Source organism: Phenylobacterium sp., assembly GCF_016793225.1.
GTDB lineage: Bacteria > Pseudomonadota > Alphaproteobacteria > Caulobacterales > Caulobacteraceae > Phenylobacterium.
Window position 1 is genome coordinate 1 of sequence record NZ_JAEUMN010000105.1, and the last position, 3082, is coordinate 3082.

A 3082-nucleotide genomic window follows, 5' to 3' on the forward strand; every position below is an offset into this window, starting at 1 on the left:
CGTCCGCGCCCAGGCGGAAGCCGAGGGCCTGGACGAGATCTTCCTGGCCGCCGGTTTCGAATGGCGCGAGCCGGGCTGCTCCATGTGCCTGGGCATGAACCCCGACAAGCTGACCCCCGGCCAGCGCTGCGCCTCCACGTCGAACCGCAACTTCGAGGGCCGCCAGGGCCGCGACGGCCGCACCCACCTGATGAGCCCCGCCATGGCCGCCGCCGCCGCCATCGCCGGCCACATCGCCGACGTGCGGGATTTCCTGTGATCACCGGTCTCGACCATGTCGCTCTCGTCGTCCGCGACCTCGACGCCGCCGTCGACGGCTATGCCCGCATGCTGGGCGTCCCGGCCAACTGGATCGGGCGCGGCGGCGGCGTGCGCCAGGCCTGGTTCCAGTTCCCGAACATGGCGCTGGACGTCATCTCGCCCGAGGGCGAGGGCCCCTTCGCCGACGCGATCCGCGCCCACCTCGACGCCCGCGGCGAAGGCGTCTGGGCCGTGGCGTTCACCGCCGACCCGATCGAGTCCTTCGCGGCCCTGCTGACCCGACGCGGCATCCGCGCCACGCCGCCCGCGCCCGTGCGCACCACCGCCGACGACGGGCGCACGCGGACCTGGCTGGGGTCGAACCTCGACGCCGCCGCGACGGGCGGCCTCCAGCTTCTCCTGATGGCGCCGCCGAAGGGGGAGCCGTGGCCGCTGTCCGAGCCCGCCGGGCCGGGCGCGATCGCGAAGCTGGACCACGTCGTGGTCGCCACGGGCAACGTCGACCGGGCGCTCGGCGTCTATGGCGCCAAGCTGGGCCTCGACCTGCGGCTCGACCGCGAGAACTCCGCCTGGAACGCCCGCCAGCTCTTCTTCCGCTGCGGCGACGCGGTGGTGGAGATGGGCGCGCGGATCGGCGAGCCCAGCCTGGAGGCGCTGGGCAAGCCCGACCGCTGGGGCGGCCTCGCCTGGCGGGTCGACGACCCCGACGCGGCCGCCGCGCGCATCGCGGCCGCCGGCTTCGACGTCTCCGAGGTCCGCACCGGCCGCAAGCCCGGCACCAGGGTCTTCACCGTCCGCGACGCCCCCGCGGGCGTGCCGACCATCATGATCCAGCAGACCACGCAGGAAACCGCCTGATGGAAGCCTTCACCCGCCTCGATGCGCCCGCCGCGCCCCTGCCGCTGGCCAACATCGACACCGACCAGATCATCCCCAAGCAGTTCCTGAAGACGGTCGAGCGCGCGGGCCTGGCGAAGGGCCTGTTCTACGAGTACCGCTTCGACCGCGACGGGCGCGAAAAACCCGACTTCGTGCTGAACCAGCCGGCCTACAAGGGCGCGGGCGTGCTGATCGCCGGCGACAACTTCGGCTGCGGCTCGTCGCGCGAGCACGCCCCCTGGGCGCTGATGGACTTCGGCATCCGCTGCGTGATCAGCACCAGCTTCGCCGACATCTTCTACAACAACTGCTTCCAGAACGGCCTTCTGCCCGTGGTGCTGAAGGCCGGCGAGGTGCAGCAGCTGATGGACGAGGCGCGGGGCGGCAACCACGTCGTGTCCGTCGACCTGGAATCGCAGACGGTGACGTCGCCATCGGGCGCCGTGTTTCACTTCACCATCGATCCCCAGCGCAAGGCCAAGATGCTGAAGGGCCTGGACGCCATCGGCGAGACGCTGGAGGCCGCGGGCGACATCGACACCTACGAGATGAAACGGGCGCTGGCGCAGCCCTGGCTGGAGGGCGCATGAGCGTCGTCGTCGCCGGAACCGTCCGCGTCCCGCCCGAGAACGCGGCGGCCTTGCGGCCGCACCAGGACGCGATGCTGGCCGCCAGCCGCGCCGAGGACGGCTGCCTTGTCTATTCGTACGCGATCGACGTGCAGGACCCGGGCCTGATCCGCGTGTTCGAGGTCTGGCGCGACCAGGCCGCGCTCGATGCGCACGCCCGCGCCCCGCACATGAAGACGTGGCGCGCCGCCAACGCCGAGCTCGGGGTTTTCGACCGCAGGCTCACCCTGTACGAGGTCGCCTCCGAACGCGCACTTTAGCCCTCCGCGCGTCATCCCCCGGCCTGTCCGGGGGACCCATTGGGCTGTGAGGTGAAGCAAAGCGTGGCGATGCTGCGGCTGGCCCTCACAGCCCAATGGGTGGCCCGGACAAGCCGGGCCATGACGACCTAGAAAAGGACGACCCATGACCGACCTGCTCCTCCTGCCCGGCGACGGGATCGGGCCCGAGGTGACGGCGCAGGTGCGCCGGGTGGCCGAGGCGCTGACGCCGGACCTGACGATCGAGGAGCGCCTGTTCGGCGGCTGCAGCTACGACGCCCACGGGACCCCCCTGACCGACGAGGCGCTGGCCGCCGCCAAGGCCGCCCGCGCCGTGCTGATGGGCGCCGTCGGCGGCCCGCAGTGGGCGGGCGTCCCGCGCGACAAGCGCCCCGAGGCCGGGCTGCTCGCCCTGCGCGCCGGCATGGAGGTGTTCGCCAACCTGCGCCCTGCGCTCTGCTTCGGCCCCCTGGCCGACGCCTCGACCCTGAAGCGCGAGGTGGTCGAGGGCCTGGACCTGATGATCGTGCGCGAGCTGACCGGCGGCATCTACTTCGGAAGCCCCCGGTTCATCGAGGACCTGCCCGGCGGCGGCAAGCGGGCCGTCGACACCCAGGTCTACACCACCGCCGAGATCGAACGGGTGGCCCGTGTGGCCTTCGAGCTCGCCCGCGGCCGCCGCAACAAGGTGGCCTCGGCCGAGAAGTCCAACGTCATGGATTCGGGCCTGCTGTGGCGCGAGGTCGTGACCGACCTGCACCGGCGCGACTACGCCGACGTCGAGCTCACCCACATCCTCGCCGACAACGCCGCCATGCAGATCGTCAAGGCGCCCAAGCAGTTCGACGTCCTGCTCACCGACAACCTGTTCGGCGACATCCTCTCGGACGCGGCCTCGCAGCTCACCGGATCCCTCGGCATGCTGCCGTCGGCCGCGCTGGGCGTCCCCGGCGCGCCCGGCCTCTACGAGCCGATCCATGGCTCGGCGCCGGACATCGCCGGCCAGGGCGTGGCCAATCCGCTGGCGGCGATCCTGTCGTTCGAGATGGCGCT

General features: G+C 72.0%; 5 protein-coding genes. All 5 read left to right on the top strand.

Annotation, left to right across the window (positions count from 1 at the left end):
• The coding region (locus JNK30_RS12330) for an aconitase family protein (protein ID WP_293482539.1) at positions 1 to 259 on the top strand (259 nt) is incomplete at its 5' end.
• Positions 256 to 1119: a VOC family protein gene (locus JNK30_RS12335; RefSeq protein WP_293482540.1), complete on the top strand. Its 864-nt coding sequence runs from the start codon at positions 256 to 258 to the stop codon at positions 1117 to 1119. The genes JNK30_RS12330 and JNK30_RS12335, both read left to right, overlap by 4 nt.
• The gene (gene leuD, locus JNK30_RS12340) at positions 1119 to 1730 is read left to right on the top strand and encodes a 3-isopropylmalate dehydratase small subunit (protein WP_293482541.1); all 612 of its coding nucleotides are present in this window, start codon (positions 1119 to 1121) and stop codon (positions 1728 to 1730) included. Before JNK30_RS12335 ends, leuD begins: the two co-directional genes overlap by 1 nt.
• Positions 1727 to 2029 (top strand): putative quinol monooxygenase, encoded by a 303-nt coding sequence (locus tag JNK30_RS12345; protein WP_293482542.1) that lies wholly within the window; start codon positions 1727 to 1729, stop codon positions 2027 to 2029. Before leuD ends, JNK30_RS12345 begins: the two co-directional genes overlap by 4 nt.
• 145 nt (positions 2030 to 2174) lie before the next feature.
• Positions 2175 to 3082, top strand: a 908-nt coding sequence (gene leuB, locus JNK30_RS12350; protein WP_293482543.1) for a 3-isopropylmalate dehydrogenase, incomplete at its 3' end; no start/stop codon positions are given.

Excerpts from the sequence above, each read along its gene's own strand:
- leuD (WP_293482541.1), top strand. The coding sequence starts at position 1,119 with ATGGAAGCCTTCACCCGCCTCGATGCGCCCGCCGCGCCCCTGCCGCTG.
- JNK30_RS12345 (WP_293482542.1), top strand. The coding sequence starts at position 1,727 with ATGAGCGTCGTCGTCGCCGGAACCGTCCGCGTCCCGCCCGAGAACGCG.